This is a genomic window from Streptomyces caeruleatus, assembly GCF_001514235.1.
Classification (GTDB): domain Bacteria; phylum Actinomycetota; class Actinomycetes; order Streptomycetales; family Streptomycetaceae; genus Streptomyces; species Streptomyces caeruleatus.
This window is the reverse complement of sequence record NZ_KQ948943.1, coordinates 1-22,591: the sequence shown is the minus strand read 5'-3', so window position 1 is coordinate 22,591 and position 22,591 is coordinate 1. Positions and strand designations below refer to the sequence as shown.

Annotated in this window: 23 protein-coding genes; 10 read left to right on the top strand and 13 right to left on the bottom strand. The window is 71.1% G+C overall.

The features are described from left to right. Window positions 1-60: 60 nt before the first annotated feature. Complete coding sequence (locus AQJ67_RS39605; protein WP_062724356.1) at window positions 61-771, bottom strand: ArsR/SmtB family transcription factor; 711 nt, start codon at window positions 769-771, stop codon at window positions 61-63. Window positions 772-817: 46 nt separating this feature from the next. Continuing rightward, window positions 818-1,459 (bottom strand): TetR/AcrR family transcriptional regulator, encoded by a 642-nt coding sequence (locus AQJ67_RS39600; protein WP_062724355.1) that lies wholly within the window; start codon window positions 1,457-1,459, stop codon window positions 818-820. Window positions 1,460-1,548: 89 nt separating this feature from the next. Here AQJ67_RS39600 and AQJ67_RS39595 point away from each other — a divergent pair, with 89 nt between their 5' ends. The 3 genes from AQJ67_RS39595 to AQJ67_RS39585 all read left to right on the top strand — a co-directional run bounded on the left by AQJ67_RS39595 (window position 1,549) and on the right by AQJ67_RS39585 (window position 3,762). Beyond that, entirely contained in the window at window positions 1,549-2,700 is a 1,152-nt protein-coding gene (locus tag AQJ67_RS39595; RefSeq protein WP_062724354.1) for an acyl-CoA dehydrogenase family protein, read from the top strand. A 71-nt stretch (window positions 2,701-2,771) separates the two neighbouring features. Then, on the top strand, window positions 2,772-3,059 hold the full coding sequence (locus AQJ67_RS39590) for a YiaA/YiaB family inner membrane protein (RefSeq protein ID WP_030054237.1): 288 nt from the start codon (window positions 2,772-2,774) through the stop codon (window positions 3,057-3,059). Between the two features lie 79 nt (window positions 3,060-3,138). Then, complete coding sequence (locus AQJ67_RS39585; RefSeq protein WP_062724353.1) at window positions 3,139-3,762, top strand: TetR/AcrR family transcriptional regulator; 624 nt, start codon at window positions 3,139-3,141, stop codon at window positions 3,760-3,762. Window positions 3,763-3,786: 24 nt separating this feature from the next. On the opposite strand, the gene AQJ67_RS39580 is transcribed toward AQJ67_RS39585, so the two are convergent. Further along, a complete protein-coding gene (locus AQJ67_RS39580; protein ID WP_062724352.1) occupies window positions 3,787-4,248 on the bottom strand; it encodes a MaoC family dehydratase in 462 nt (153 codons plus the stop codon). A 120-nt stretch (window positions 4,249-4,368) separates the two neighbouring features. Between AQJ67_RS39580 and soxR the strand changes: the two genes are divergently transcribed. After that, the gene (soxR, locus tag AQJ67_RS39575; RefSeq protein WP_062724447.1) at window positions 4,369-4,860 is read left to right on the top strand and encodes a redox-sensitive transcriptional activator SoxR; all 492 of its coding nucleotides are present in this window, start codon (window positions 4,369-4,371) and stop codon (window positions 4,858-4,860) included. 573 nt (window positions 4,861-5,433) lie between these two features. On the opposite strand, the gene AQJ67_RS39570 is transcribed toward soxR, so the two are convergent. After that, window positions 5,434-6,501 carry an RNA ligase (ATP) gene (locus tag AQJ67_RS39570; protein WP_062724351.1) on the bottom strand — a complete coding sequence of 356 codons (1,068 nt, stop codon included), beginning with the start codon at window positions 6,499-6,501 and terminating at the stop codon, window positions 5,434-5,436. Window positions 6,502-6,652: 151 nt separating this feature from the next. Between AQJ67_RS39570 and AQJ67_RS39565 the strand changes: the two genes are divergently transcribed. Beyond that, complete coding sequence (locus tag AQJ67_RS39565) at window positions 6,653-7,363, top strand: hypothetical protein (RefSeq protein WP_062724350.1); 711 nt, start codon at window positions 6,653-6,655, stop codon at window positions 7,361-7,363. Here the strand turns inward: AQJ67_RS39565 and AQJ67_RS39560 are convergent. Both AQJ67_RS39560 and AQJ67_RS39555 read right to left on the bottom strand, forming a co-directional pair. Then, window positions 7,333-8,061, bottom strand: a complete 729-nt coding sequence (locus AQJ67_RS39560) for a 3-keto-5-aminohexanoate cleavage protein (RefSeq protein WP_062724349.1) — start codon at window positions 8,059-8,061, stop codon at window positions 7,333-7,335. The two genes, AQJ67_RS39565 and AQJ67_RS39560, sit on opposite strands and share 31 nt — an antisense overlap. 68 nt (window positions 8,062-8,129) lie before the next feature. Continuing rightward, window positions 8,130-8,735, bottom strand: a complete 606-nt coding sequence (locus AQJ67_RS39555; RefSeq protein ID WP_062724348.1) for a hypothetical protein — start codon at window positions 8,733-8,735, stop codon at window positions 8,130-8,132. Between the two features lie 231 nt (window positions 8,736-8,966). Here AQJ67_RS39555 and AQJ67_RS39550 point away from each other — a divergent pair, with 231 nt between their 5' ends. Continuing rightward, complete coding sequence (locus tag AQJ67_RS39550; protein ID WP_079056475.1) at window positions 8,967-11,765, top strand: penicillin acylase family protein; 2,799 nt, start codon at window positions 8,967-8,969, stop codon at window positions 11,763-11,765. Window positions 11,766-11,792: 27 nt separating this feature from the next. Here AQJ67_RS39550 and AQJ67_RS39545 read toward each other — a convergent pair whose 3' ends face one another. Further along, complete coding sequence (locus AQJ67_RS39545) at window positions 11,793-13,136, bottom strand: hypothetical protein (RefSeq protein WP_062724346.1); 1,344 nt, start codon at window positions 13,134-13,136, stop codon at window positions 11,793-11,795. A 107-nt stretch (window positions 13,137-13,243) separates the two neighbouring features. Further along, on the bottom strand, window positions 13,244-14,482 hold the full coding sequence (locus AQJ67_RS39540; protein WP_062724345.1) for an exo-beta-N-acetylmuramidase NamZ family protein: 1,239 nt from the start codon (window positions 14,480-14,482) through the stop codon (window positions 13,244-13,246). A gap of 187 nt (window positions 14,483-14,669) precedes the next feature. Between AQJ67_RS39540 and AQJ67_RS39535 the strand changes: the two genes are divergently transcribed. Genes AQJ67_RS39535 through AQJ67_RS39525 form a run of 3 tightly spaced genes read left to right on the top strand, consistent with a single transcriptional unit; the run spans window position 14,670 to window position 17,755 of the window. Then, window positions 14,670-15,443: an SDR family oxidoreductase gene (locus AQJ67_RS39535; RefSeq protein WP_062724344.1), complete on the top strand. Its 774-nt coding sequence runs from the start codon at window positions 14,670-14,672 to the stop codon at window positions 15,441-15,443. After that, a complete protein-coding gene (locus AQJ67_RS39530) occupies window positions 15,440-17,122 on the top strand; it encodes a class I adenylate-forming enzyme family protein (protein ID WP_062724343.1) in 1,683 nt (560 codons plus the stop codon). The genes AQJ67_RS39535 and AQJ67_RS39530 overlap by 4 nt, the downstream gene beginning before the upstream one ends. Window positions 17,123-17,161: 39 nt before the next feature. Further along, window positions 17,162-17,755, top strand: coding sequence for a TetR/AcrR family transcriptional regulator (locus AQJ67_RS39525; protein WP_062724342.1), 594 nt, complete (start codon window positions 17,162-17,164; stop codon window positions 17,753-17,755). 195 nt (window positions 17,756-17,950) lie between these two features. Here the strand turns inward: AQJ67_RS39525 and AQJ67_RS39520 are convergent, their stop codons facing one another. The 3 genes from AQJ67_RS39520 to AQJ67_RS39510 all read right to left on the bottom strand — a co-directional run bounded on the left by AQJ67_RS39520 (window position 17,951) and on the right by AQJ67_RS39510 (window position 20,682). Beyond that, on the bottom strand, window positions 17,951-19,165 hold the full coding sequence (locus tag AQJ67_RS39520; RefSeq protein WP_062724341.1) for an acyl-CoA dehydrogenase: 1,215 nt from the start codon (window positions 19,163-19,165) through the stop codon (window positions 17,951-17,953). A 6-nt stretch (window positions 19,166-19,171) separates the two neighbouring features. After that, window positions 19,172-20,194: a phosphotransferase family protein gene (locus AQJ67_RS39515; RefSeq protein ID WP_062724340.1), complete on the bottom strand. Its 1,023-nt coding sequence runs from the start codon at window positions 20,192-20,194 to the stop codon at window positions 19,172-19,174. Between the two features lie 191 nt (window positions 20,195-20,385). After that, on the bottom strand, window positions 20,386-20,682 hold the full coding sequence (locus AQJ67_RS39510; RefSeq protein ID WP_062724339.1) for a hypothetical protein: 297 nt from the start codon (window positions 20,680-20,682) through the stop codon (window positions 20,386-20,388). A 112-nt stretch (window positions 20,683-20,794) separates the two neighbouring features. Here AQJ67_RS39510 and AQJ67_RS39505 point away from each other — a divergent pair, with 112 nt between their 5' ends. Continuing rightward, entirely contained in the window at window positions 20,795-21,784 is a 990-nt protein-coding gene (locus tag AQJ67_RS39505; protein ID WP_062724338.1) for an NADP-dependent oxidoreductase, read from the top strand. 48 nt (window positions 21,785-21,832) lie between these two features. On the opposite strand, the gene AQJ67_RS39500 is transcribed toward AQJ67_RS39505, so the two are convergent. Together AQJ67_RS39500 and AQJ67_RS39495 are read right to left on the bottom strand one after the other, a co-directional pair. After that, window positions 21,833-22,168: a DUF202 domain-containing protein gene (locus AQJ67_RS39500; RefSeq protein ID WP_062724337.1), complete on the bottom strand. Its 336-nt coding sequence runs from the start codon at window positions 22,166-22,168 to the stop codon at window positions 21,833-21,835. After that, complete coding sequence (locus AQJ67_RS39495; RefSeq protein ID WP_062724336.1) at window positions 22,165-22,557, bottom strand: YidH family protein; 393 nt, start codon at window positions 22,555-22,557, stop codon at window positions 22,165-22,167. The genes AQJ67_RS39500 and AQJ67_RS39495 overlap by 4 nt, the downstream gene beginning before the upstream one ends. Window positions 22,558-22,591 lie beyond the last annotated feature (34 nt).

Genomic DNA, 22,591 nt, shown 5'->3' with positions numbered 1-22,591 from the left:
CTCCGTATCTGCGGGTGCGTCGTGGCTGGTCACGCAGTTCCCCGCGCCCCTATGGGGCGCTCAGCGCAACGTCGCTGACTCGATGCCCAGGAGCCCGGCCAGCGCCCGCTCACCCGCCGCCGTCACCTTCACGGCCCGCTCCGACCCGATCCGCACACACCACCCCGCATCCAGCGCATGCCGGCACAGAGCCGCGCCCGCGACGCCGGCGAGATGGGGCCGGCGCTCCGTCCAGTCGAGGCAGGCACGGGCCAACGGGCGGCGAGTCGAACGGTCGAGCCGGATGCCCGCGGCGTCGAACCAACCGACCCCGGCATCGGTCAGCGCGAACCCCGTGTCCTGCCGCAGCAGCCCGCGCAGCGTGAACGCGTCCGTGACCGCGATGCCGAGCCGCCCGGCGAGATGGTCGTAGCAGGTGCGCCCGCGCGCCATGGCGGACCCGGCACTGGACTCCCGTAGGTTCCGGGGCCGTTGGTCCGCCCGCGGGCCGACCTGCGCGGCGAGGTCCTCCACCAGCTGGGCGACCCGCGCGTCGGCCAGCCGGACGTACCGGTGCCGTCCCTGCCGCTCCTCGGTGAGCAGCCCGCCCGCGACGAGCTTGCCCAGGTGCTCGCTCAGCGTGGACGCGGCGACCCCGGCATGCCGTGCCAGCTCACCGGCGGTCCAGGCCCGCCCGTCGAGCAGCGCCAGCAGACAGGCCGCCCGGGTCTCGTCGGCCATGAGCGCGGCGAGCCGGGCGAGGTGCGGTGCCTGGGGGTCCTTGGTGGCCATGCGCTCCAGGATGCGGCACGGACACTTCGGTGCGTGCCGAAGCGTCCTAGGCGGTCCGCCTGACCTGCTCGTACTGCTGCGCGAGGCCGTCCAGCAGCGCCGTCAGCCCCGTCTCGAAGGCCCGCTCGTCGATCTTCTCCTGCTGCTCGGCGAGGAGGTGGGCCTGCCCGAGGTGGGGGTAGTCGGCGGGGTCGTAGGCGCTCGCGTCGTCCACGAAGCCCCCGGCGAACGAGCCCAGCGCCGAGCCCATGATGAAGTACCGCATCAGCGCGCCGATGGAGGTGGCCTGCGCCGGTGGCCAGCCCGCCGCGACCATCGCGCCGTAGACGGCGTCGGCGAGCCGCAGTCCGGCCGGGCGGCGACCGGGGCCGCGGGCCAGGACCGGGACGATGTTCGGGTGGTCGCGCAGGGCGGCCCGGTAGGAGACGGCCCAGTCGTGCAGCGCGGTCCGCCAGTCCCGGCCGTCCTCGAACATCGACAGGTCGACCTGCGCGCTGACCGAGTCGGCGACCGCCTCCAGGATCTCGTCCTTGGTGCGGAAGTGGTTGTAGAGGGACGGCCCGCTCACGCCCAGTTCGGCCGCGAGCAGACGCGTGGAGAGGGCCGCGAGCCCCTCGGCGTCCACCAGTGCGCGTGCCGTGTCGACGATCCGGTCGGTGCTGAGCAAGGGCTTGCGCGGTCGGGCCATGGCGCACATAGTAGGGCTGCAACCGGAAACTAGCAGTGCTAATTTAAATGTGCAGCTTTCAAGGTCCGTAATTTGTGGGGTGACTCGGCATGAACCTGGAGCTCAGCGAGGAGCAGACCGCCGTCCGGCAGCTCGCCCGGGACTTCGTGGACCGCGAGATCGCCCCGCACGTGGTCGCCTGGGACCGCGCCGAGGAGGTGGACCGCTCGATCGTCAAGAAACTCGGCGAGGTGGGCTTCCTGGGCCTGACGATCGACGAGGAGCACGGCGGCTCCGGCGGCGACCACCTCGCCTACTGCCTGGTCACGGAGGAGCTGGGGCGCGGGGACTCGTCCGTGCGCGGCATCGTGTCCGTCTCCCTCGGACTCGTCGCCAAGTCGATCGCGGCCTGGGGGAGTGAGGAGCACAAGCGCCGCTGGCTGCCCGGCCTCACCGCGGGCGACCTGGTCGGCTGCTTCGGCCTGACCGAGCCGGGCACGGGCTCCGACGCGGGCAACCTCGCCACGCGTGCCGTGCGCGACGGCGACGACTACGTCATCAACGGCACCAAGATGTTCATCACCAACGGCACCTGGGCCGACGTCGTCCTGCTCTTCGCCCGCTCCACCGACGCGCCCGGCCACAAGGGCGTGACCGCCTTCCTCGTCCCCACCGAGACCCCCGGCCTGACGCGCCGCACCATCCACGGCAAGCTCGGTCTGCGCGGCCAGGCCACCGCTGAGCTGGTGCTCCAGGACGTACGCGTGCCTGCCTCGGCCATGCTGGGCGAGGAGGGCAAGGGCTTCTCGGTCGCGATGTCGGCCCTGGCCAAGGGGCGGATGTCGGTCGCCGCCGGATGCGTCGGCATAGCCCAGGCCGCCCTGGACGCGGCCGTCCGGTACGCCGGTGAGCGTGAACAGTTCGGCAAGCCCATCGCCCGGCACCAGCTGGTCCAGGAGCTGATCAGCGACATCGCCGTCGACGTGGACGCGGCCCGGCTGCTGACCTGGCGGGTCGCCGACCTGATCGACCGCGGGCTGCCCTTCGCCGTCGAGTCCTCCAAGGCCAAGCTGTTCGCCTCGGAGGCCGCCGTCCGCGCCGCAAACAACGCCCTCCAGGTCTTCGGCGGCTACGGCTACATCGACGAGTACCCGGCGGGCAAACTGCTGCGCGACGCCCGTGTGATGACCCTCTACGAGGGCACGAGCCAGATCCAGAAGCTGGTCATCGGGCGGGCGCTGACGGGAGTTTCGGCGTTCTGAACGCAATTCTGAGTACCGGCTGAGTACTTCAGCGGATGTGTCCGGCGCCACGGGCGCCGACCCTGTTCCCCATGAGTGACACACCGGTCAAGCAGCAGAGCACGGCCGCCTTCTACGGCCAGTCCGTCGCCTCCTTCGCGGTCGCCATGGCCGCCACCGGCATCGGCATCTACCAGCTGAACGCCAACGCCTGGGTGCGCGGCTTCCTGGCCATCGCGGTCCTCTACCTGGTGACCTCGGCGTTCACGCTCGCCAAGGTCATCCGGGACCGCCAGGAGGCCGGGCAGATCGTCAGCCGGGTCGACCAGGCACGGCTGGAGAAGCTGCTCGCCGAGCACGACCCCTACGAGAAGATCTGAGCCGCCGGGCTCTCGCTAAGCGCTCGCTCAGTATCGGCGGTATGGTGGGGGCTCTGTCAGCGAGAGGGGCGAGTGAGCGATGAGTACGGCGGAGGAGACGGCCGGCGGCGAGACGTCGGCGTGGGGTGAGGTCACGCCCGACGCGGCCCGGCGGCTGCTGATCGCCGCCGTGGAGGCCTTCGCCGAGCGCGGCTACCACGCCACCACGACCCGTGACATCGCCGGGCGGGCGGGCATGAGCCCCGCCGCGCTCTACATCCACTACAAGACGAAGGAAGAACTGCTCCACCGCATCAGCAGGATCGGCCACGAGAAGGCCCTGGAGATCCTCAGGACGGCGGCCCGGCGCGAGGGCACCCCCGCCGAGCGGCTCTCCGACGCCGTGAGCTCCTTCGTCCGCTGGCACGCCGGGGGGCGTACGACGGCGCGGGTCGTGCAGTACGAACTGGACTCCCTCGGCCCGGACGCCCGCGACGAGATCCTCGCGCTGCGCCGGCAGTGCGACGCCGAGGTGCGCGCGATCATCGAGGACGGGGTGGCGGCCGGCGACTTCGACGTCCTGGACGTGAAGGGCACGACCCTCGCCGTGCTGTCGCTGTGCATCGACGTGGCCCGCTGGTTCAGCGTCGACGGCCCCTGGACGCCCGACGAGGTCGGCGCGCTGTACGCCGACCTCGTGCTGCGGATGGTGGGAGCCCAGTAGGTTCCGCCGGGCGGCGGGGTCCGCCTACAGGTAGTACCGCGAGACGGACTCGGCGACGCACACGGGCTTGTCCCCGCCCTCGCGCTCCACGGTGAACGCTACGGCGACCTGGACGCCGCCCGTCACGTCCTCGACGCCGGTGAGGGTGGCGGTGGCGCGCAGGCGCGAGCCGACCGGGACCGGGGCGGGGAAACGTACCTTGTTCGTCCCGTAGTTGACGCCCATCTTCACGTTCTCGACCTTGATGAGCTGAGGTCCGAAGAGCGGAAGCAGCGACAGGGTGAGGTACCCGTGGGCGATGGTGGTCCCGAAGGGGCCCGCCGCGGCCTTCTCGGGGTCCACGTGGATCCACTGGTGGTCGCCGGTGGCCTCCGCGAACAGGTCGATCCGCTTCTGGTCGACCTCCAGCCAGTCCGTGTAGCCCAGCTGCTCGCCCACCGCCGCCTTCAGGTCGTCGGCGGAGGTGAAGATCCTCGGCTCTGCCATGTCCAGGCCTCTCGCGTCGCGTGTTCCAGAGTGCAATGTCTAAGCGACTGCTTAGCATGCTAGGAGGCGAAGCCCCTGTCAATGGACCGGTGGTGTGACGCGGTAGGTAGGTTTGAGGGCGTGCCCCAGATCCCCGAGAAGATCCACGAGCTCACCGTCGGCCAACTCTCCGCACGGAGCGGCGCCGCGGTGTCCGCCCTGCACTTCTACGAGTCCAAGGGTTTGATCAGCAGCCGTCGCACCTCCGGCAACCAGCGCCGTTACTCCCGTGACACCCTTCGCCGGGTCGCCTTCGTCCGGGCCGCGCAACGGGTCGGCATCCCCCTGGCGACGATCCGCGACGCCCTCGCGGAACTCCCCGAGGAGCGTACGCCGACGCATGAGGACTGGGCGCGGTTGTCGGAGGCGTGGCGTTCGGAGCTGGACGAGCGCATCAAGCAACTGAACCGTCTGCGTGATCACTTGACCGACTGCATCGGCTGCGGGTGTCTGTCGCTGGACACGTGCGTGCTGTCCAACCCGGACGATGTGTTCGGCGAACGGCTTACGGGGTCGCGGTTGATGGTGGAGCAAGGGGGAGGTAGGGCGCGCGGGGCGGGGGGCTGTGGTTGAGGGTGTGGGTCGGCTTGGGTTGGCTGTGGCCGAGTGGGACGCCTATGGGTTCGGGGCCTCCGGGGTTGACGGCGGCTGCGGGTCGTTTGTGGCTGGTCGCGCAGTTCCCCGCGCCCCTGGGTGGGGTGCGGCGCCGTCGGCTGTGCGGCTGAGCCATGTCGTCGGCGCAGAACAGACAGCCAGGGCATCCTGCCGCAGCCCGCAGCCCGCAGCCCGCAGCCCGCAGCCCGCAGCCCGCAGCCCGCAGCCCGCAGCCCGCAGCCCGCAGCCCGCAGCCCGCAGCCCGCAGCACGCAGTCGGCAGTCGGCTGTCCGTGGCCCGCTGTCCGCAGTCGGCAGCCCGCAGTCGGCAGCCCGCAGTCGGCTGTCCGTGGCCCGCTGTCCGTGGCCGGCAGCGCGCAGCCCGCAGTCGGCAGCCCGTTGCCTGTAGTCGGCAGCTCCCCGTAGCCCGCAGGCCCCTTAGCCTGTGGGCAGTTGTGCCGTTGGGCGGCATGAGTGGGCGTGGGCGGCGCTCGCCAGCGCGGGGGAGCGGTCTCACGCCCCCCCCCGGGCCGGGGGCAACGCCGGGCGCCGTTCACTCGTACTCGGTGCCGCCCTTGCGTGTCAGGTACGCCGGGCTGACCGCCTTGGCGATGGCGCGGCCGCCGGTCACCGGGCTGTAGCGGTCGGTGGTCGGGCGGATCACCACGCCTTCGCGGAGATGGAGTTCCCGGCCCGAGACCGTTTCGCGGCCCGTGGCGATCTCCAGGACGTGGTCGATGTCGTACGGGCCCTCGAACAGCCGCGGGACCAAGGGGAGTTCGCTGTCCAGTACCTCCGCCGGGTCCAGCCACCGCACCCGGCCGTCGATCTCCGCGGACACGTCGAACGCGGCGTACCCGAGGGTCTCCCGTCGACCGTCGGCGCCGTTCGTCAGGTCCTGCACCCCCGCGCCGTACACCTCGCCGAAGATGCCCACCCGGCGGGCACCCAGCCGCTGGGCCAGTCGAGCCGCCGCCTCGGCGACTCCGTGGCCGCGCACGGCCCGCCAGTACAGGTTCCGTGCCTCCTCCCGCAGCGCCAGCGACTTCGCGCCGAAGCCCTTGGAGGAGACGTACACCCGGTCCTCGTCGGCGGCATACGTCAGCAGGCACGCCGACCCGTGCAGCTTCTCGGTCAGCACCACGGGCTCGCCCGGCGTGAAGATGTCCGGATACCGCTGGATGTTCTCGATGTCGACCCAGGGCAGCAGATCCGGCGCCGACTCCACCTCACCGGACATCGTGGGCGGGATCGGCGGCACCCACTTGGTGACGCCGAGCAGTTCGGCGAAGTCGGCGCCCTCAGCGGCAGCCCGCGCCAGATCGACGTCGGCCAGCGCCTTCGGCCGGCACACGATGCCCTGCGACAGCTCACCGCGCAGCCGGACCGCCTTGACCCGGTCGGCCCTGCTGCCCGCCAGCCGTCCGGTCAGCCCCAGCTCCTCGATCAGCTCGGGCGGCAGCACGGCCTGCTCGGGGATGTACACGGCGGCCTCACCAGTGCGGTACGCGCCCTTGGCGACGACGGCCCGGTACAGACCCACCTGGGCCAGCTCCAGCGCGTCGGCGTTCGGATGTTCGTGGACGGTCAGCACTTCGGCGGTGACGCGCAGCGTCGACATGAGGGCTCCTCGGTGTTCCTCAGGTGAGTTTCATCGCCCCCAACTGTCCGGACGGGAATGGGATGGAGCGACCGGATTAGCGGCTGGTATCGTCGCGATCTTCGGCCGGCGGCCCACCGTCGCGCACGGAGTCCTGACGGGACCGACCTCCATGTCCTCAGCCGTCCTCGACGCAGCCCTCGCCGACATCGCCGCCGCCTTCAGCGGGTGCGCAAGCCCCGCCGAGACCGGCTGCGGCTACTGCCACGCACCCGAGGAGACCGCGTATCTGCGCACGCCGGACGTGCCGATACCGGTGGACACGGTGCAGTACTACCTCTTCGAGGTGCCCGACCACTTCGACGACCACCCAGCCGTGATGCGGCGCCTGCTGCCCCAGGGAGCACGGGCGATGGCCGACGGCAGCCTCGGCTCGATCGGCTACGGCGCTCATGGGCTCTCCCGGGTGGACTGGCGCTCATGGCCGCCCGAGCAGACCGCCGCGATCGAGGCGTTCCTGCGCGCCTGGTGGCAGGACGCCCTCGCCACGCCGGAGCCGCCGTACGCCATCGACACCGTCTTCGACACCTGCGCCACGATCGCCAGGACGGTGACCCCCTTCCTGGAGGGATGGGTGCCCGGCCCGATCGCCGACGCGCATCTCGCCCGGTGCGCCGACGTCTGGCTCTACGACCTGCTGTCCGACGACTCCCCGTTCTCCTGGTGGTACGACGACACCGTGGACGCCGGCGTCTCGGACCTGCGCGCCTGGCTCACCGGCCACGGCGCCGCACGGCTCCACGCGGCGGGCGAGTACGGCCTGGCGACTCGCGCCGAAGTCCTCGCCCTGCCTCAGAGTGAGCGCTGGGACCGTCTGTACTGAATCAGCCCCGTGACCACCAACTGAGCGTTGGACAAAGCCCGTTGCCCGTCCGGCAGGACCAGCGTGTCCTCCAGGCCGATCCGCGTCGCCAGCCCCAGCCGTCCCGCCAGCCGCAGCACCGGCCACGCCCCGTCGTCCTCACCGTGCAGCAGCACGGGACGGCCGAACGCCGGGCCCAGGTCGCTGAGGAGGGCGTGGGCGGTCGCCTCGGCCGTCTCCGGTGAGGGGTCCGTCACCTCGGCCAGTACCCGCAGCACCCTCGGCCCCAGCGGCGAGGCGGCGAACCGGGCCGCGCCGTCCGTGCCGGACCAGATGCCCGCCTCGACGCCCACGCCGCGCTCGATCAGCGCGGCGGCCACGTCCTCGGCGCCCTCCTCGTGCCAGTTGACCGAGGCGTGGTCCGGCAGCACCGTCCAGCTGCGTACGCGTGCCACCCGGGCCGCGGGATCCGGTTCCGCCCAGGCGCCCGTGGTCACCCCGACCGGGACCGGCACCCGGGCCCGTATGGCCGCAAGGGTCGGCGCGAGGACGCGCGGGGACAGGCTGTCCTGTCCGCAGGGAGTCTTGGCGTGGACATGGATGTCGGTGGCTCCGGCCGCGACCGCCTCGGCCGCGGAGTCGGCCAGCGCCTCCGGCGAGAGCGGCACCACGGCACCGTCGCCGGCCCCTCGGGGTCCGTTGAGACACACCTGGATCATGTCCTGATGGTGCCCGCCACCACTGACGACAAAAGGGGGTGCGGCATCCCCTGCGCACCCCCGTCGTACTAGGCGGACATGAGCAGTCGCCGTTCGCGCCGGGACGCCGACAGCGCTTCGGGCGTGAGAACCGGACGCGGTACGACGATCCCGCACTCCGTGCAGACCGGGCCCGACGACGGTTCATGGGCCAGGTCGTACTTGTAGATCAGCCGGTCCCCGCCGCACACCGGGCACTCGCAGCCCGGCTCCCGCTCCAGCGCGGAGATCAGCCGGCGCAGCACCTCGGCCAGCGGTTCGTTCGGGTGGACCCGGGGGTTGTCGCACCAGGCGACTCCGAAACCGCCCCAGGTCAGCCGGTGCCAGTCGTCCACACTGCCCGGCCTGCGCAGTCCGTCGTGCTTTTCCTTCTTGCGCCGCTCGGCGAACTCGACCTCATAGGCCAGCCAGACCGAACGCGCTTCCTCCAGCTCGTCCAACGCGGCCACGAGCCGCGCAGGATCGGGGGAGCGGTCCTCGGGGCCGAACCCCGCCCGGGAGCACAAGTGGTCCCAGGTCGCCCTGTGCCCGTAAGGGGCGAACCGCTCAAGGCACTTACGCAGCGAGTAGCGCCGTAGCGCCAGATCGCACCGCGGATCTCGCACCTGTCTCGCCAGACTCCGGAAACCGGCCATCGCCCTGCACCTCCGTCACACCTGCACCTGTACTTCGGTCACTTCGGCGTCGCCGCACGGACTTCGCGCGACGTTGACGAATAGACGTATCGACATGCGATTCGGCTCCATCCGATTTCCGTAGACCTCCACAGCGAGCCCTGGCGACTCCCAAACGTGACGCATGTTCATCTTCAATCTCGGGGATACCGCCGGTAACATCCCGGCTCACCCTCGTCGGTAGGAGCGGCCATGCCACGGCGTACCCCACGCAACGCCCTCGTCGGACTGAGAACTCCCGGCAGATTCCCCGGGTTCCTGAAGACCGCATCCATATGCGTTCTGATTGCCGGTCTTTTGTCGCCACTTTCCCCGGCGGCCGCCGCTCCCTCGGCCGCGGCGACCGAGGCGACGGCCGTCGCCGACCACTGCGGGAACCAGTGCTCCGACATCCTTCCGCCTGGTCAGAACGGCAATGCCACCCTTGCCCAGATCCTCCTCAACCAGGCCTTCGGCACCATGCCCGAACACGCCTCGGACCAGCTCGGGCCCTACGCCAACCTGGCCAAGGGCTACTCCGGCCTGACCAACGCGACGATCAACAACTTCTTCAACGACGCCTCGTTCGGCGTTCCCTCCGATCAAGTCGCCTCCACCGTCAGTCCCGCCGGGCGCGGCGACGTGACGATCGTCCGGGACAAGAAGACGGGTGTGCCGCACATCACCGGTACCACCAGATACGGCACGGAGTTCGGCGCCGGCTATGCGGCCGCCCAGGACCGGCTGTGGCTCATGGACGTCTTCCGTCACGTCGGACGCGGACAGCTCACCTCCTTCGCCGGCGGCGCGCCCTCCAACCAGGGCCTGGAGCAGCAGTTCTGGCGCCACGCGCCGTACACCGAAGCCGATCTCCAGGCGCAGATCGACAACGCCGTCGCCACCAACGGCGAACGCGGCCAGTTGGCCCTCGCCGACTCCAAGGCCTACCTCGACGGCATCAACGCCTACATCGACGCCTCCGACAGCGGCCGCTTCTTCCCCGGCGAGTACGTCCTGACCGGCCACAAGGACTCCGTCACCAACGCCGGCACCATCGAGCACTTCAAGATCACCGACCTGGTCGCGCTGGCCTCCGTGATCGGCGCCCTGTTCGGCTCCGGAGGCGGCGGCGAGGTCAACAACGCGATCTCCCTGCTGGCCGCCCAGGAGAAGTACGGCGTCGCCGAGGGCACGAAGCTCTGGGAGTCGTTCCGCGAGCGCAACGACCCCGAGGCGGTCGTCACCGTCCATGACAAGAGCTTCCCGTACGCCACCAAGCCCGCCGACCCCCAGGGCGAGGCCCTGCCCGACGCCGGTTCCGTGACCGAGGAACAGCTCGTGTACGACCGTACGGGCAGCGCGGCCGGCTCCGCCGCGAGCACCGCCTCCACCACGGCCGCCAAGACGGCCATGACCTCCGCCAAGCGCGGCATGTCCAACGCCCTCGTGGTCGGCGGCGAGCACACCGCCAGCGGCCACCCGGTCGCCGTCTTCGGCCCGCAGACCGGCTACTTCGCCCCCCAGCTGCTCCTGCTCCAGGAGATCCAGGGCCCGGGCATCAGCGCCCGCGGCGCCTCCTTCGCCGGCCTCAGCATGTACGTCGAGCTCGGCCGCGGCCAGGACTACTCGTGGAGCGCCACCACCTCCGGCCAGGACATCATCGACACCTACGCCGTCGAGCTGTGCCAGGACGACTACCACTACCTGTACCGCGGCACCTGCACCGCCATGGACAAGGTCGAGCAGAAGAACGCCTGGAAGCCCACGACCGCCGACAGCACCCCCGAGGGCTCGTACACGATGCGGGTCTGGCGCACCAAGTACGGCCCCGTCACCCACCGCGCCACCGTCGGCGGCAAGAAGGTCGCCTACACCACCCTGCGCTCCTCCTATCTGCACGAGGCCGACTCGATCATCGGCTTCCAGATGCTGAACGACCCGGACTACGTCAAGGGCCCGGAGGACTTCCAGAAGGCGGTGCAGCACATCAACTTCACCTTCAACTGGTTCTACGTCGACTCCGAGCACACCGCCTACTACAACAGCGGCGACAACCCGGTCCGGGCGACCGGCGTCGACGCGGAGTTCCCCGTCTGGGCGCAGTCGGCGTACGAATGGCGCGGCTGGGACCCGGCGACGAACACCGCGCAGTACACCCCGCCCTCGGCCCACCCCAACTCCGTCGACCAGGACTACTACATCTCCTGGAACAACAAGCAGGCCAAGGACTACACGACCGCCCCGTGGGGCGACGGTTCGGTCCACCGCGGCAATCTGCTGGAGAGCCGGGTGAAGAAGCTGGTCGACACGGGCGGCGTGACCCGGGCCTCGCTGGTGAAGGCGATGGCCGACGCGGGCCTCGCCGACCTGCGGGCCGAGGACGTCCTGCCGGACCTGCTCAAGGTCGTGGGCAGCTCGCCCGTGACCGACTCCACGGCCGCGGCGGCCGTGAGCAAGCTCCAGGCGTGGATCTCGGTCGGCGGCAAACGCACCGAGACATCGGCCGGTTCCAAGGCGTACGCCGACGCCGACGCGATCCGCATCCTGGACGCGTGGTGGCCGCTGCTGGTGAAGGCGGAGTTCGAACCGGGCCTCGGCAGCGAGCTGTACGGCGCGATCACCGCCAACCTGCCGATCGACGAGTCCCCGTCGGCCGCCCACGGCCCGACCGGCTCGCATGCCGGAAGTTCCTTCCAGTACGGCTGGTGGAGCTACGTCGACAAGGACATCAGGGCCGTCCTCGGCGAGTCCGTCCAGGGCCCGCTCGACCGGAAGTACTGCGGCGGCGGCAGCCTCAGCGCCTGCCGGGACCTGCTGATCAGCACCCTGAAGGAGGCGGCCGGCAAGACCGCGGCCCAGGTCTACCCGGGCGACGACCAGTGCTCGGCGGGCGACCAGTGGTGCGCCGACTCGATCGTCCAGCGCACGCTGGGCGGCGTCAAGCACGGCAAGATCAGCTGGCAGAACCGGCCGACGTACCAGCAGGTCGTGGAGTTCACGTCCCACAGGTGACCGGTCGGGCAGACCGGTGGCGGCGGGTCAGTGGATACGGCCCGCCGCCAGCACCACCCGCGCCAGCTCCCGGTGCGCGATGTCGCTGTGCGCCCCCGCCGGCGGCCCGCCCCGCTTGACGACCGCCGCCGCGTCGATGTTCACGCAGCCCGAGGTGGGCAGCTTCGCACTCAGCGCGTCGGCCAGCGTGAACGACCGGGTCCCCGGCACCGCCTGCACCCCGTCGTGCCCCATCGCACCCCACTTGTCGCCCAGCATCCGCCCGACGTCCAGGGCCGCGATCCCGCGCGCGTCCCCCGCCATCCGGGAAGCCAGCGGATACATGGTCGACAGGGCCGAGTCGTGCCGCGAGTAACAGCACACCAGGGGTCCGTCGACCCGGTTCTGCTGGCCCTCCAGCACCCCGCCCGCCCGCGCGTCGTGCGGCAGCCGGGACGCGAACGCGTAGTGCGAGAAGGCGCCTTGGAGCAGCGTCACGGACTTCACCGTGCGCACCCCCTTCGGTAGCCCGCGCAGCGCGAAGGACACCAGCCGGGCGCCGAAGCTGTGCCCGACGAGATGCACCCGCACCCCGCCCGCCCGCTCGGCCAGCTGCCCGATCACCCGGCCGAGCCCACGCTCACCCACCGTCCCCGCGCGCCGTTTCATGGCGTAGTACGTCGCCTGCCGCAGCAGCTCGTGCGCGCCCTCCCAGGGGTTCGGCAACGAGAACGAGGCCGCGCCGTCCGGGGCTCCGTCGGACGGTGTCCCGTCCGGCGCTTCGAGTCGTGCCAGCGCCCGCGCGAACTCCTCGCACAGGGCTGCGGTCGAGCCGGAGAACAGGTCCGGCGAGTCCTGCGGCACCCCCTCGCACAGCGTGTCCGCCGCGAACAGCGCCTGCGGCCCCGGCGGCACGACGTCCACCAGCATCCGCACCAGCCGCCCGAACTCCTCCAACTCGGCTTCCTCACGCGGCTGCTGGTCCAGCATCCGCGCGATCTGGTCGATCACGGTCGCCCGCCCGGGAAACGTCTCCAGCAGCGCGTGCCGCGTGTCCTTGTCGAGCACCGGCCGACGGGGCATCTCGGCCGCCACGGCCCGCGGGAAGTCCGGGATCGGCTCGTCCGAGAACCGCATCGACGGCCAGACCACACCGACGTACCCGATCCTCGCCGCCGGAGCGAGCTGCGGGATCGGCGCGAAGAAACGGTCGTAGAGCCGCGTGGCCCCCGAGCGGTCGCTGTTCCAGCCGTGCGCGAAGACGATCAGATCGCGGACGTGGTGCCGGGCCACCCCGGCCAGCAGCCGGTCCCGCCTGGCGGCGTCCGGATCCCCGTCCGCGTCGAAAGTCAGCTCCCAGTAGGGAGTCACGCTCACTGCCGGTTCCGCCATCACAGGCCCCCTCGTCCCCCGAATCGGTGCGATACGGGCGCATCGTCCTGCTAGCGGGCGGGATTGGCCATACGTCGTCACCCATCAGAGGCACCCGGCGGGGGCGCTCATGTGTACAGCAGGTACTCCTTGCGCATCCGCCGGAACGCCGCCAACTCCCGCTGCCAGCCCGCCACCACGTCGTCGGTGCCCGCTCCCGCGTCGATCATCGTGCGGACCCCGGTGGAGCCGGTGAGCTTGTCGATCCAGTTGTCGGGCCGCCAACCGAACCCGCTCCAGACCTTCTTGGCGGTCACGAGCAGGCCGATCCCGGTGCGGACGGGGTCGTACGCGGCACGGTCGTGCACATGGATCTGCACGCCGCCGATGGTCCGACCCTGGAACTTCGAGAAGGCCGGCGCGAAGTACGCCTCCCTGAAGCGCACACCGGGCAGGCCGAGTTCGTTCGCCGCGGCGGCCCAGCGGCCGTCGATGCCCTCCGCGCCCAGCAGCTCGAAGGGCCGGGTGGTGCCACGGCCCTCCGAGAGGTTCGTCCCCTCGAAAAGACAGGTGCCCGAGTACACGAGCGCGGTCTCCGGGGTCGGCATGTTCGGGCTCGGCGGCACCCACGGCAGATCCGAGGCGTCGTAGAAGTCGGACCGCCGCCAGCCCGTCATCCCTACGGTCTCCAGCGGCACCGGCGCGGTGAGGAACTCCCCGTTGAACAGCCGCGCCAGCTCGGCGACCGTCATACCGTGCGCCTGCGACACGGGCTGCCGGCCGACGAAACTGGCGAACTCCTTGTGCAGGACCGGGCCTTGGGCCGACCGTCCGGTCACCGGGTTCGGCCGGTCCAGCACGACGAAGCGCTTGCCGGCGAGTCGGGCCGCGTCCATGCAGTCGTAGAGGGTCCAGATGTAGGTGTAGAAGCGGGCGCCCACGTCCTGGATGTCGAAGACGACCGTGTCGACGCCGGAGGCCGTGAAGATGTCGGCGAGGGGCTGACCGCTCTTGAGGTACGTGTCGTAGACCGGCAGGCCGGTCGCCGGGTCGTCGTAGCGGCCCTCCGAGCCGCCGGCCTGGGCGGTGCCCCGGAAGCCGTGCTCGGGGCCGAAGACGGCGATCAGGTCGACGCGGTCGTCGGCGTGCATGACGTCGACGATGTGGCGGACGTCTCGGGTGACGCCGGTGGGGTTGGTGACGATCCCGACGCGGTCGCCGCTGAGCTGGGCGTAGGCGGTGGCGGCGAGGTTCTCGAAGCCGGTGCGCAGGTGCCTGCGGCGCTCGGCGGCCGAGGCGGAGGGGGCTGCGGAGAGGGCGGTTGCTGCCGTTGTCGCTGCGAGGAGAGCTCGTCTGGATAGGCGCATGGGGGGACCGTATTGCTCCCGCGGGTCGTGGGGAAGGCGGCGGTGGTTTGTGGCTGGTCGCGCCCCGCGGCGGAGCCGCATATCGATACAGCCCCGCGCTCCTAGGTTGGCTGCTGTTGCCCTTCCTCAGATACATACCGACCGGTTAGTCTGGGCCTTGCAGTCGAGCCGGAGTCGAAGGAGACCGATGGTGGAAGCCGTTCAGGGTGCTGGAGTGGTCGTCACGGGGGCTGGGGGTGGCATCGGGGCGGCGCTCGCGCGTCGGTTCGCCGCCGAAGGGGCCCGGGTGGTCGTCAATGACCTGGACGGTGCGAAGGCGGCTGCCGTCGCCGACGAGATCGGTGGCATCGCCGTGGCCGGTGACGCCTCCGCGATCGTCGCCGAGGCACGGGACGCGCTCGGCGGCACCGTCGACGTCTACTGTGCCAACGCCGGTGTCGCCTTCGCGGGCGAGGAGCCGGGGCAGGCGGTGGACGAGAAGTCCTGGGCGCTGTCCTGGGACGTCAACGTGATGGCACACGTGCGGGCCGCGGGCGCGCTGCTCCCGGACTGGCTGGAGCGTGGCAGCGGGCGGTTCGTGTCCACCGTGTCGGCCGCCGGGCTGCTCACCATGATCGGCGCCGCGCCCTACGCCGTCACCAAGCACGGCGCCTACGCCTTCGCTGAGTACCTGTCGCTGACGTACCGGCACCGTGGCGTGAAGGTCCACGCCATCTGCCCCCAGGGTGTGCGCACCGACATGCTGGACGCCACCGGCAGCGCGGGGGACCTGGTGCTGAAGCCCACGGCCATCGCGCCGGAGGACGTGGCGGACGCCCTGTTCAAGGGCATGGCGGAGGACCGCTTCCTGATTCTGCCGCACCCCGAGGTCGCCGGGTACTACGAGGCGCGGGCCGCCACGCCCGACCGCTGGCTGGCCGGCATGAGCCACATCCAGCAGAAGTGGGAGGAGGCCCGGTGACCGACGACTCCGCCTCCCGGTACGCGGCCAAGCCCTGGCTGGCCCTGCTCTCCGACGCCCAGCGCGCCCCCGTCGACCCGGCCCGCACCCTCGTGCACGCCCTGCGCCGGGTCGTCGCCGAGACCCCGGACCGCACCTTCCTCGCCTACTTCGACGGCCGCCTGACCTACCGCGAGGTCGACGAGCTCAGCGACTCCGTCGCCGGGCACCTCGCCGCCCGCGGTCTGGAGCGCGGCGACCGGGTGGCGATCCTGCTGCAGAACTCCCCGCACTTCGTGCTCGCCCTGCTGGGCGCCTGGAAGGCGGGGGCGGTCGTCGTGCCCGTCAACCCGATGTACAAGTCGGGGGAGGTCGGCCATGTCCTGCGGGACGGCGAGGTGGCCGCGCTGATCTGCTCCGACCGGGCCTGGCAGTCGTATCTGCGCGAGACGGCGGCGGACTCGCCGGTGCGGATCGCGCTCACCGGGTGCGAGCTGGATTTCCAGACGCGCAACGACGCGCGCGTGCTGTCCTTCGAGCGGCTCCCGCAGGCCGACGACACCGACGACGCCGACGACCTGACGGCCGTGGCCCGCGCCGGCCACAAGGCGCCGCAGGACCGTGACCTCGGACCGTCCGACATCGCCCTGATCAGCTACACCTCGGGCACCAGCGGCACCCCCAAGGGCGCCACCAACACGCACGGCAACATCATGTACAACGCCGAGCGGCAGCGGACGGGCCTGGAACTGCCGGACGCGCCGGTCTACTTCGCGCTGGCGCCCCTCTTCCACATCACCGGCATGGTCTGCCAGCTCGGCGCGTGTCTGGACAGCGCGGGCACGCTGGTGCTGGCGTACCGCTTCGAGGCGGGTGTCGTGCTCGACGCCTTCGCCGAGCACGGACCGCACTACACCGTCGGCCCGTCCACGGCCTTCATGGCGCTCGCCGCCCACCCGGCCGTCACCCGCGACCACTTCGCCTCCTTCCGGATGATCTCCTCCGGCGGCGCCCCGCTGCCGCCCGCCCTGGTCGAGAAGTTCCGGGCCGGCTTCGGCCCGTACATCCGCAACGGCTACGGCCTGACGGAGTGCACCGCTCCGTGCGCGTCCGTCCCGCCCGGCCTGGAGGCACCCGTCGACCCGGTCTCGGGCACGCTCGCCGTCGGTCTGCCCGGACCCGAGACGGTCGTCCGGATCGTCGACGACCAGGGCCAGGAGGTCCCCTTCGGGGAGCAGGGCGAGATCCTCGTCCGCGGCCCGCAGGTCGTCCCCGGCTACTGGCGGCGCCCCGACGCCACCGCCGAGACCTTCCCCGACGGGGAACTGCGCACCGGGGACATCGGCTTCATGGACGCCGAGGGCTGGCTCTACGTCGTCGACCGCAAGAAGGACATGATCAACGCGTCCGGCTTCAAGGTCTGGCCGCGCGAGGTCGAGGACGTGCTCTACACCCACCCGGCGGTGCGCGAGGCCGCCGTCGTCGGGGTGCCTGACGGGTACCGCGGGGAGACCGTCAAGGCGTACATCAGCCTCCGTCCGGGTGCGGAAACCGACCCCGGCGCACTCGCCGAGTACTGCAGGGAGAGACTGGCCGCCTACAAATATCCGCGCCAGGTGGAGATCCTGCCCGACCTGCCGAAGACGGCAAGTGGCAAGATCCTCCGACGGGAACTCCGTTCTCGCGTGAACGACGGCTAGACAACAAGCAGAAATCTCGGAAGGGCAGGTGGCGGCACAGTGGCCAGGACGACGGACGGAGACGGTACGCCCGTCCCGCAGCGGCTGCTCGCCGCCGCCACCCGGCTCTTCGCCGAGCGTGGCTACGACCGCACCTCGGTGCAGGAGATCGTAGAGGCGGCCGGCGTCACCAAGGGGGCGCTGTACCACTACTTCGGTTCCAAGGACGACCTGCTGCACGAGGTGTACGCGCGCGTGCTGCGTGTTCAGCAGGAGCGGCTGGACGCGTTCGCGGGTGCCGACGAGCCGATCGAGAAGCGGCTTCGGGGGGCGGCGGCGGATGTCGTCGTGACGACCATCGAGAACCTCGACGACGCGATGATCTTCTTCCGCTCCATGCATCATCTGAGCCCGGAGAAGAACAAGCAGGTGCGGGCCGAGCGGCGGCGCTACCACGAACGCTTCCGTGCGCTCGTCGAGGAGGGCCAGGAGGCGGGCGTCTTCTCCAAGGCGACCCCTGCCGACCTGGTCGTCGACTACCACTTCGGCTCCGTCCACCACCTGTCCACCTGGTACCGCCCGGACGGCCCCCTCACCCCCCAACAGGTCGCCGACCACCTGGCTGACCTCCTGCTCCGGGCTCTCCGCCCCTGACCCGGATCAGCGCCCCGTCCCATCCTTCTGGGGCTCCGCCCCAGACCCCGCTCCTCAAACGGGGCTGGATCTTTCAGCCCGTCCGGCGTTTGAGGACGAGGCCCGCAGGGCCGACAGCGGGGGTCTGGGGGCGCAGCCCCCAGGGATGGGACGGGTAGGGGCGGCGGGGGCGAGGAACCCCCGGCGCCCCCGGCGTCACAGGTACTTCTTCAGCTCCCGCCGAGCCAGCGACCGCTGATGCACCTCGTCCGGCCCGTCCGCGATCATCAGCGTCCGCGCCCCGGCGTACAGCTCCGCCAGCGGGAAGTCCTGACTGACACCCCCCGCACCGTGCAGCTGGATAGCCCGGTCGAGGATGTCCACCACCGCACGCGGCGTAGCGATCTTGATGGCCTGGATCTCCGTGTGCGCACCCTTGTTGCCGACGGTGTCCATAAGCCAGGCCGTCTTGAGGACCAGCAGTCGCAACTGCTCGACCGTCACACGCGCGTCGGCGATCCAGTTGTGCACGACCCCCTGCTGGGCCAGCGCCTTCCCGAACGCCGTACGGGACGCGGCCCGCCGGCACATCAGCTCGATCGCCCGCTCGGCCATGCCGATCAGCCGCATGCAGTGGTGGATACGACCGGGACCGAGCCGCGCCTGGGCGATGGCGAAGCCGCCGCCCTCCTCGCCGATGAGGTTGGCCACGGGCACGCGCGCGTGGTCGAAGATCACCTCGGCATGGCCGCCGTGGGAGTGGTCCTCGTAGCCGAAGACCTGCATGGCCCGCTTGACCGTGACACCAGGGGTGTCGCGGGGGACCAGGATCATGGACTGCTGGCGGCGGATGTCCTCGCCGTCGGGGTCCGTCTTGCCCATCACGATGAAGATCTTGCAGTCCGGGTTCATCGCCCCGGAGATGTACCACTTGCGGCCCGTGACGACGTAGTCGTCGCCGTCCCGCTCGATCAGCGTGGTGATGTTGGTGGCGTCCGACGACGCCACCTCCGGCTCGGTCATCGCGAACGCCGAGCGGATCTCACCGGCCAGCAACGGCTCCAGCCACTGCTTCTTCTGCTGCTCGTCGGCGAACTGGTACAGCACCTCCATGTTCCCGGTGTCCGGCGCGGCGCAGTTCGTCGCAGTGGGCGCGAGCTGCGGGGAGCGGCCGGTGATCTCGGCGAGCGGCGCGTACTGGAGGTTGGTGAGGCCGGCGCCGTACTCGGCGTCGGGGAGGAAGAGGTTCCACAGGCCCTGCCTGCGCGCCTCGGCCTTGAGCTCCTCGACCACGGCCGGGGTGTCCCACGGGGACGCCAGCGCGGCCCGCTGCTCCTCCGCCACCGCCTCCGCCGGATAGACGTACTCGTCCATGAAGGCGAGCAGCTTGGCACGCAGTTCCTCGGTGCGCGCGTCGAACGCGAAGTCCATGGCGGATCAGCCTTCCTGAAGGGTGGTGAGGCCGTGCTGGATGAAGACGGGGACCAGGTCGCCGATGCGGTCGAAGCCGCGGCCGACCGTCTGGCCCAGCGTGTAGCGGTAGTGGATGCCCTCCAGGATCACGGCGAGCTTGAACCAGGCGAACGCCGTGTACCAGGAGACCGCGGAGACGTCGCGCCCCGAGCGCGCGGCGTACCGCTCGATGAGTTCGGCCGGTTCCGGGTGCCCGGGCGCCTCGGCCGTGGTGGAGACGGGGGAGTCCGGCATGCCCAGCGGCATGCTGTACATCACCAGCAGCCCCAGGTCGGTCAGCGGATCGCCGAGCGTGGACATCTCCCAGTCGAGGATCGCCTTGATCGTGTCGTCCGCACCGATCAGGACGTTGTCGAGCCGGTAGTCGCCGTGCACCACGGTCGCGGTGGGGGAGGCGGGCAGCCGGCGGCCGAGCGTGGCGTGCAGCTCGTCGATACCGGCCAGCTCACGGTTGCGCGAGGCGTCCAACTGCTTGCCCCAGCGGCGCAGTTGCCGGTCGAGGAAGCCCTCGGGCCGGCCGAAGTCCGCGAGGCCCACTTCGGCGGGATCCACCGCGTGCAGCTCGACGAGCGTGTCCACCAGCGACAGCACCGCGCCCCGGGTGCGCTCGGGGCCGAGCGGGGCGAGCTGGTCGGCGGTGCGGTACGGGGTGCCCTCGACGAACTCCATGACGTAGAACGGGGCCCCGAGCACCTCCTCGTCCTCGCACAGCAGCACCGGCCGCGGCACCGGCACACTGGTCGGGTGCAGCGCGCTGATGACCCGGTGCTCGCGCTTCATGTCGTGCGCCGTGGCGAGGACATGACCGAGCGGAGGGCGGCGTACGACCCACTTGGAGGTGCCGTCGGAGACCGCGTAGGTGAGGTTCGACCGTCCGCCCTCGATCAGCCGGCCGGTCAGCGGACCCTGCGCCAGACCGGGCCGCTCACGCTCGAGCAGGCCGCGCAGTCGGTCGAGATCGAGACCGGGCGGATGGTCGGGGCTCATACGTCGCTCCTGAAAGGCAGGTGAACGGGACCTGACTCATGATGCCGACCAGTCGGTATGTAGTCCAGTGGGGGAGCCGAACGTGATCGGGGCCACGATAGGCCGACAGCTCCCCGCGTGGAGCGCCGGGGAGCTGTCGGTGGTGCCTTCTCGGCCAGTACGCCGAGGTGGCCGGGGCCTCGGGGCTGGGCTCAGTGGTCGTCCCAGTGGCCGTCGTGGGAGGCGTGCCGGTGGCCGTCGTGGAGGTAGTCGACGTGGTCGCCGTGCAGGACGCTCTCGTGTCCGCAGTCGGCGCCGTGCTGATGGGTGTGGCCCTCGTGCGCGACGTGCCCGTCCGGCTCGCACTCGTCCCAGTGGCCGCTGTGCTCGCGGTGCAGGTGACCGTCGTGCGCGTAGTCGGTGTGGTCGCCGTGCGGCACCGCGGTGTGCCCGCAGTCCGGACCGTGAGTGTGGGTGTGGGAGGGGTGTTCCGCGTGCAGGGTCGTCATGGTGCTCACCTTCGAAGGCGGGGGTCGTGACGTCGGACAGGCTGCCACGCGAACGCCGCATATCGGGTCATTCGGCTTGCGTGGCGTCCTGCCACCCCGGAGGGTCGAACCCATGAAGGGCATCAGCTACACACGCTACGGCGGGCCCGAGGTGCTCGCATACGGAGAGCTGCGCGAGCCGCGCGTCGGCCCCGACTCCGTGCTGGTCAAGGTGCGGGCGGCGGCCGTCAACCCGGTCGACTGGAAGTGCCGCGAGGGCCACATGGACCGGCTGCTGGAGCCGGCCTTCCCGGTGGTGCCGGGCTGGGACGTCTCCGGGGTGGTGGTCCAACCGGGCGTGTCGGTCACCGAGTTCGGAGTCGGAGACGAGGTCATCGGCTACGTACGCGAGGACCTCCTCTCCCACGGCACCTTCGCCGAGTACGTCGCCGCCCCCCTGCGCACCCTCGCGCGCAAGCCCCGCAACCTCACCTGGGAGCAGGCGGCCGGTCTGCCCCTGGTCGGGCTGACGGCGTATCAGGTGCTGACCAAGGTCCTGGAGGTACGGCGCGGCGAGACCGTCCTCGTACACGCGGCGGCCGGCGGCGTGGGATCGATCGCCGTCCAGCTCGCCCGCCATCTGGGTGCCCGGGTGATCGGCACGGCGAGCCCGCACAACCACGACTTCGTGCGCGGTCTCGGCGGCGAACCCGTCGAGTACGGCGACGGCCTGACCGAACGGGTGCGCGGTCTCGCGCCCGAGGGCGTGGACGCCGCGTTCGACACGGTCGGCGGCGAAGCGCTGAAGGCCTCGGCCAACCTCCTCGCCCCCGAGGGCCGCCTGGTGTCGATCGCCGACCCGGACGTCTTCGACTACGGCGGCCGCTACTACTTCGTCCGCCCCGACGCGACGGACCTGCTCCGGCTCTGCGAGCTCGCGGAGGAGGGCGTGGTGACCGTGCACGTCTCGGAGACCTTCCCCCTGGAACGGACGGCGGACGCCCACCGGCTCAACCAGGAGGGCCGCACCCGCGGCAAGATCGTGGTCACGGTGGACTGGGAGACCGAGGAGGAGCCGGTGGCACCGGAAGGGCTGTGGCAGGAGCCGGACCAGAGCCCGTAGCTCTTAGAAAGGCCCTGGAAGCGACCTCGGAAAGGGGCCTGGAGGGCCTCAGAGGACCAGGGCGGCGCCGCACACCGCCAGGGCCACCGTGAACAGGACGGTGGCCGTGGCATGCCGGGGGGCCAGCGGCGGGGGTTCGGGTGAGGCGGCCAGGGCGTGGATGCGGCGGTGGGCGAGGGCCAGGAAGGCCAGCCACAGGCCGCAGCACAGGGCGCACGCCACGATCCCGGCCACCGAGACGCCGCCGTGCAGCGCGGTCTTCACGGCGAGTACGGCGGCCACCGCGCCGGACAGTGTCGTACGGCGCCACGCCAGGCGCGTCCGCTCGGGCTGCAGTCCGGGATCGCGTACCGGCTCAGCGGCCTCGGCCTCCCCGGCGCTCACCCCTCCCACCCGACGAGGACGACGACGACCATCGCGACGGCGACGACCGCGACCACGAGGCTCAGCACCGCCGGGAACCGCGACACCGGCAGGTCCTCGCCCCGCCGCATCGCCCGCTCGCAGCGCACCCAGTGGTTGACCGCGCGGAGCGAACACAGCACGCCCGCCGCGAGCAGCGCCAGCGCGAGACCGACCCGCCAGCCCCAGCGCAGGTCCGGCAGGAACTGGTCCACCGCGAACCCGCCGCCGATGAGCGCGAGCGCGGTACGCAGCCAGGCCAGAAAGGTGCGCTCGTTCGCCAGCGAGAACCGGTAGTCGGGGGTGCCGCCCTCCTGCCGGACCTCCTGCGGCGCGAACCACAGCCGGACGTTTCGTACGTACTCGATCACATGCACGACCCTATCCGGGCGGCGGCCGAGGGGC

What these genes read in the sequence shown, in the direction of transcription:
- AQJ67_RS39605 (WP_062724356.1), bottom strand. Translation starts at nt 771, where the DNA reads ATGGCCACCAAGGACCCCCAGGCACCGCACCTCGCCCGGCTCGCCGCG.
- AQJ67_RS39600 (WP_062724355.1), bottom strand. Translation starts at nt 1,459, where the DNA reads ATGGCCCGACCGCGCAAGCCCTTGCTCAGCACCGACCGGATCGTCGAC.
- AQJ67_RS39595 (WP_062724354.1), top strand. Translation starts at nt 1,549, where the DNA reads ATGAACCTGGAGCTCAGCGAGGAGCAGACCGCCGTCCGGCAGCTCGCC.
- AQJ67_RS39590 (WP_030054237.1), top strand. Translation starts at nt 2,772, where the DNA reads ATGAGTGACACACCGGTCAAGCAGCAGAGCACGGCCGCCTTCTACGGC.
- AQJ67_RS39585 (WP_062724353.1), top strand. Translation starts at nt 3,139, where the DNA reads ATGAGTACGGCGGAGGAGACGGCCGGCGGCGAGACGTCGGCGTGGGGT.
- AQJ67_RS39580 (WP_062724352.1), bottom strand. Translation starts at nt 4,248, where the DNA reads ATGGCAGAGCCGAGGATCTTCACCTCCGCCGACGACCTGAAGGCGGCG.
- AQJ67_RS39570 (WP_062724351.1), bottom strand. Translation starts at nt 6,501, where the DNA reads ATGTCGACGCTGCGCGTCACCGCCGAAGTGCTGACCGTCCACGAACAT.
- AQJ67_RS39565 (WP_062724350.1), top strand. Translation starts at nt 6,653, where the DNA reads ATGTCCTCAGCCGTCCTCGACGCAGCCCTCGCCGACATCGCCGCCGCC.
- AQJ67_RS39560 (WP_062724349.1), bottom strand. Translation starts at nt 8,061, where the DNA reads ATGATCCAGGTGTGTCTCAACGGACCCCGAGGGGCCGGCGACGGTGCC.
- AQJ67_RS39555 (WP_062724348.1), bottom strand. Translation starts at nt 8,735, where the DNA reads ATGGCCGGTTTCCGGAGTCTGGCGAGACAGGTGCGAGATCCGCGGTGC.
- AQJ67_RS39550 (WP_079056475.1), top strand. Translation starts at nt 8,967, where the DNA reads ATGCCACGGCGTACCCCACGCAACGCCCTCGTCGGACTGAGAACTCCC.
- AQJ67_RS39545 (WP_062724346.1), bottom strand. Translation starts at nt 13,136, where the DNA reads ATGGCGGAACCGGCAGTGAGCGTGACTCCCTACTGGGAGCTGACTTTC.
- AQJ67_RS39540 (WP_062724345.1), bottom strand. Translation starts at nt 14,482, where the DNA reads ATGCGCCTATCCAGACGAGCTCTCCTCGCAGCGACAACGGCAGCAACC.
- AQJ67_RS39535 (WP_062724344.1), top strand. Translation starts at nt 14,670, where the DNA reads ATGGTGGAAGCCGTTCAGGGTGCTGGAGTGGTCGTCACGGGGGCTGGG.
- AQJ67_RS39520 (WP_062724341.1), bottom strand. Translation starts at nt 19,165, where the DNA reads ATGGACTTCGCGTTCGACGCGCGCACCGAGGAACTGCGTGCCAAGCTG.
- AQJ67_RS39515 (WP_062724340.1), bottom strand. Translation starts at nt 20,194, where the DNA reads ATGAGCCCCGACCATCCGCCCGGTCTCGATCTCGACCGACTGCGCGGC.
- AQJ67_RS39510 (WP_062724339.1), bottom strand. Translation starts at nt 20,682, where the DNA reads ATGACGACCCTGCACGCGGAACACCCCTCCCACACCCACACTCACGGT.
- AQJ67_RS39505 (WP_062724338.1), top strand. Translation starts at nt 20,795, where the DNA reads ATGAAGGGCATCAGCTACACACGCTACGGCGGGCCCGAGGTGCTCGCA.